The organism is Levilactobacillus spicheri DSM 15429 (assembly GCF_001435095.1).
Lineage (GTDB): Bacteria > Bacillota > Bacilli > Lactobacillales > Lactobacillaceae > Levilactobacillus > Levilactobacillus spicheri.
Window position 1 is genome coordinate 1 of sequence record NZ_AZFC01000019.1, and the last position, 3709, is coordinate 3709.

Below are 3709 nucleotides of genomic sequence, written 5' to 3' on the forward strand. Positions count from 1 at the left end.
TGATTACCCGGATTGGTACGAAGAAGCGCTCCAGGAGCTCCAGAGACAGCACGACGAAAGGAAGAGCAACGGATGAAGGATTCAAGCGAATTGATTGCAGATTTGAAAGCGGAACGGGCCGAGATCTCCGACCGGTCATGGAAGCTAGCGAAGTTCCTCGACAGCCACGCAATTGAGATCTCAGGCGACCAGCAGAGTGCCATGCGTCGACAGTGGGTGGCCATGAACGCCTACACGACGGCATTGGACGAACGAGTCAAGGATTTGGAGGTAGAAATCGATGATTGACATGCGAATCGAGCAGTACCACATCACATCGGACCAGCGAAACTTTATCGTGGCCATTGCCAAGATGGACGGCGACGAACCGGCCTACGAGGTGAGTTACAAGGGCAAGAAGGTGTACATCGAGCGGAATCTTGGCTACTACCGCAATCTTGCGCAGGCGTTCCAGGCAATCGCCCGGGACATGCTGCAGAACGGTGCGGGCCCCATCATGACGGTTGACGACTACGCTGAACGAGCCGAGACAATTGAGACCACGCTGGCAGCCGCGGCACGTGAGTACGGTCAGAAGCTACGGGAGGCAGGCAATGAAGCACGGCGATAATGTGTGCTACCACCGACGTCACCACGTTAAGTAGCCAGCCACATGGCTATGCTGGATCAAGCGTAGTGATAGGCGGTTGGCAATAATGAAAGTTAAAGGCGACCACAGGCATATTGAGGTGGCACCGAGTGATGTTGAGATTGGGAGGAAAGATGAAATTCACCAGTGAAAAAGTAAATGAATTGTTAGGCGTAGATGAAGCATTTAAAGTTCCGGATAAATTGATGTTAATCATGATGAACCGTGAAAAACGTGAGCAAACATTTAAAAAATTTTTAGAAGTTGAGCGTGATACATCGTTTGATTGGTTTCATGAATACTTTGAGAGTGAACAAGCGGAGCGTAAGACGAAAAAACAAGATTTTACACCAGATAGCGTTTCGGATATTATGGCAGGCATTGTTGGCAATGCTGATACGTATTTTGAATCAGCAGCTGGCACAGGTGGCATTGCTATTCGGCATTGGCGGCACGATTTAATTGAAAACCACAACCCTTTTTCCTACGAGCCGTCAGATGATTTTATGGTTCTGGAAGAAAAGTCAGAACGTGCGTTACCATTTCTGCTATTTAATCTATCAATTAGAGGCATTAACGCAATCGTTATTCATGGCGATAGTTTGAGCCGTGAAGTCAACAATGTTTATTATCTGTTGAATGATAAAAATGATTTCTTAGCGTTTAGCACAGTGAACGTTATGCCACAGAATAGAACCACGATGGCAGAGTTTAATGTTAGCCGATATATTGATAGTCCCATAGATCACATTGAAGCAGACATCAACATGTGGCGTGACAACGTCGGTAATAAATATGACTTTGCAGCTAAATTTATTGAAAAGTATTCAAAATTGAAAGGGATTAGTCATTATGACACACGAACAGATTGAGTATCGCAATTACGTGCTGCAAGGCATGGCAAGCTATAGTGGTGATGTGGCACAGGCGTTAGTGTGGTGCAGCAATCACTTTACCAAGCTGAGCAACAGCCAGCGCAACGCGATTAACAAGCTGTCAGCGAAGGAACGCAACCAGGTTATCCATGAGCTGACGATGGGATAGGGAGCAAAAATATGACACATGAATTAAAGATTCAACCGGACTATTTCAAAGCGGTATTCATGGGAACCAAAACGTTTGAAATTAGGAAGAATGATCGTGGCTATAAGGTCGGTGACATGCTGATCTTAAAAGAGTGGGTACCAGAAAACAAAAGATACACGGGTAAGATAGTGGCACGCAAGGTGACTTATATAACCGACTATCAGCAGAAGCCAGGCTATATAGTCATGGCGATTAAATAAAATTCTTATTTTATGTAGGAGGACGTATGGATAAAACACGAGACGAAATGAACGGTAACCAACGTATGCTACTTAGCTATCTGGAATCATTGGTGCCAGAAGACGATGTATTGATGGGGCTGGCTGAGTTTCAATCCAGATTAAGCGAGCACAGCGTGCCTAAGGAAGTTTACATTGCTTTGGGTATGCTGAGCAATGCGGAGATTACTAACGTGCTACATGAGCTGACACGGCCATTTTAGGAGGAATGATCATGATTGATATGCGTATCGGTGAGTATCACATCACAAGCGAACCAAGAAACTATATTGTGGCGTTCGCTAAATTATTTGACGATGGAACGCCGAAAACTATCACAACTAAGACTGGAAAGGCTTTTAATGAGCGCATTTTGGGCTACTACAACTCTATGCCACTAGCTTTGCAGGCAGCTGCTAAGGAAATGATGAAACGCGGTGATGAACGTGTCACAAGCGTTGAGCAGTACGTACAAAAGGCAAAGTCAGTAGATGTGGCACTCAACCATGCAGTTTATGAGTATGGGCTAGAGCCGGAAGGAAAGGTGTGGGATTAACCATGAAAAAGTATTTGTTAGTGAACAAATTTTATCTTCCTGGAAAGGCTGAAAAGGCATTTACTGAAGTACAAATTGTCGAAGCAGAGAGCCCCGATGGCGCCCTAGCCTCACTTAGTTACGAAGAGTATGTCTCAAGTAGAAAGTTGATCAAAGCTGTGAAGAAGGGAACACTAGAGGAAGACACAGTTGCCATCTACGAATTGGCTTCTAAGCATAATTTTTTGGAAGATGTCGTGACCAGTAATCGAAATAGCTAACTGCATAAAAAAGGGCTGACACAACAGCCCTTACCCAATTTGTTCTTACTCAATGGTCAACAAATTAATTATACCATTGATAGGGGCTGAAAGGGTTGGCTGAATTGGATTTTGACAATGTGAATATGGGAAGTCTCTTCCCGGAAGTAGATGCTGGAGCAACTTTGCAAAACGTGACACACTTTTTATCCGTAGTATTGCCTAAGATGGTTCGTATCAGTGGACAATCAATGAGCGACTTGAAGTCACCTAGCTATGATGGAATGCCAAAATATCAGCCATCGGGTAACGCGACAGAGCCAAGAATTTTACGGCGGCTATATGCCGGAGAAGTCGTCAAACGGACAATCCAAGCAATTAAACACTGTGATAAAGATTGCCAGAATATCTTAGATGAACTATATCTACAAGAACTATCAGATACCATGTGCTTTATGGACTTAGGATTTTCTGAGTCCAGCTATTTCCACGTTTGGAAGCCAAAAGCACTATTACAGTTTGCCGATTGCTACATGCTGGATGATCTCCATATTTTTAAAAAAAGCAGTTTTGATGCAGTTTGAGTGCAGTTTTTGTGCAGTCGGACAGCAGGCACCATCCAATTTTTGGGTGTAAATTGGTAACATAAGCGATTGATGAAATGGACGTGCATAGCTCAACGGAAGAGCAAAGAAGATACGGGTTCGACTCCCGTTGCACGTATTGGTCAGCAACCACGGTATTGCGCAACCCCAAAATGCGAGTTCTATACGCTAAGCTTAAAAGCGTAAGTCGACGGGTGATTGAAACGTGCCTAAAAATAAAAGGTCCACGTCAGGAGGTTCATAACCGCGTGTGGTTCGATTCCACGCCAATCACATATTGGACGTTCAAACTAAAATTTTAATCGTTTGAAACTACAGCGTCCAAAATCAAATTCAAAGAGAAAGAAGGCAAAACTTCTCTCGAATTGAAGGTTAAG

General features: G+C 44.1%; 9 protein-coding genes and 1 tRNA gene. All 10 read left to right on the forward strand.

Annotated elements, in window-relative coordinates; genetic code table 11:
- Positions 1-72: 72 nt before the first annotated feature.
- The 10 genes from FD37_RS07460 (at position 73) to FD37_RS12810 (ending at position 3450) form a co-directional block, all read left to right on the forward strand.
- Positions 73-288, forward strand: coding sequence for a crAss001_48 related protein (locus FD37_RS07460; RefSeq protein ID WP_056964516.1), 216 nt, complete (start codon positions 73-75; stop codon positions 286-288).
- On the forward strand, positions 281-610 hold the full coding sequence (locus tag FD37_RS07465) for a hypothetical protein (RefSeq protein ID WP_056964518.1): 330 nt from the start codon (positions 281-283) through the stop codon (positions 608-610). Before FD37_RS07460 ends, FD37_RS07465 begins: the two co-directional genes overlap by 8 nt.
- A 152-nt stretch (positions 611-762) precedes the next feature.
- Positions 763-1500: an N-6 DNA methylase gene (locus tag FD37_RS07470; RefSeq protein ID WP_056964530.1), complete on the forward strand. Its 738-nt coding sequence runs from the start codon at positions 763-765 to the stop codon at positions 1498-1500.
- Positions 1481-1672, forward strand: a complete 192-nt coding sequence (locus FD37_RS07475) for a hypothetical protein (protein ID WP_056964520.1) — start codon at positions 1481-1483, stop codon at positions 1670-1672. Before FD37_RS07470 ends, FD37_RS07475 begins: the two co-directional genes overlap by 20 nt.
- 11 nt (positions 1673-1683) lie before the next feature.
- A complete protein-coding gene (locus FD37_RS07480) occupies positions 1684-1914 on the forward strand; it encodes an ASCH/PUA domain-containing protein (protein ID WP_056964522.1) in 231 nt (76 codons plus the stop codon).
- Positions 1915-1940: 26 nt separating this feature from the next.
- A complete protein-coding gene (locus FD37_RS07485; RefSeq protein WP_056964524.1) occupies positions 1941-2156 on the forward strand; it encodes a hypothetical protein in 216 nt (71 codons plus the stop codon).
- Positions 2157-2167: 11 nt separating this feature from the next.
- Complete coding sequence (locus tag FD37_RS07490) at positions 2168-2488, forward strand: hypothetical protein (RefSeq protein WP_056964526.1); 321 nt, start codon at positions 2168-2170, stop codon at positions 2486-2488.
- Between the two features lie 2 nt (positions 2489-2490).
- Positions 2491-2748 carry a hypothetical protein gene (locus FD37_RS07495; RefSeq protein ID WP_056964528.1) on the forward strand — a complete coding sequence of 86 codons (258 nt, stop codon included), beginning with the start codon at positions 2491-2493 and terminating at the stop codon, positions 2746-2748.
- Positions 2749-2843: 95 nt separating this feature from the next.
- Positions 2844-3311, forward strand: a complete 468-nt coding sequence (locus FD37_RS07500; RefSeq protein WP_082605154.1) for an ArpU family phage packaging/lysis transcriptional regulator — start codon at positions 2844-2846, stop codon at positions 3309-3311.
- 81 nt (positions 3312-3392) lie between these two features.
- Positions 3393-3450: transfer RNA gene (locus FD37_RS12810), tRNA-OTHER, on the forward strand.
- Positions 3451-3709 lie beyond the last annotated feature (259 nt).

What these genes read in the sequence shown, in the direction of transcription:
- FD37_RS07460 (WP_056964516.1), top strand. Translation starts at nt 73, where the DNA reads ATGAAGGATTCAAGCGAATTGATTGCAGATTTGAAAGCGGAACGGGCC.
- FD37_RS07465 (WP_056964518.1), top strand. Translation starts at nt 281, where the DNA reads ATGATTGACATGCGAATCGAGCAGTACCACATCACATCGGACCAGCGA.
- FD37_RS07470 (WP_056964530.1), top strand. Translation starts at nt 763, where the DNA reads ATGAAATTCACCAGTGAAAAAGTAAATGAATTGTTAGGCGTAGATGAA.
- FD37_RS07475 (WP_056964520.1), top strand. Translation starts at nt 1,481, where the DNA reads ATGACACACGAACAGATTGAGTATCGCAATTACGTGCTGCAAGGCATG.
- FD37_RS07480 (WP_056964522.1), top strand. Translation starts at nt 1,684, where the DNA reads ATGACACATGAATTAAAGATTCAACCGGACTATTTCAAAGCGGTATTC.
- FD37_RS07485 (WP_056964524.1), top strand. Translation starts at nt 1,941, where the DNA reads ATGGATAAAACACGAGACGAAATGAACGGTAACCAACGTATGCTACTT.
- FD37_RS07490 (WP_056964526.1), top strand. Translation starts at nt 2,168, where the DNA reads ATGATTGATATGCGTATCGGTGAGTATCACATCACAAGCGAACCAAGA.
- FD37_RS07495 (WP_056964528.1), top strand. Translation starts at nt 2,491, where the DNA reads ATGAAAAAGTATTTGTTAGTGAACAAATTTTATCTTCCTGGAAAGGCT.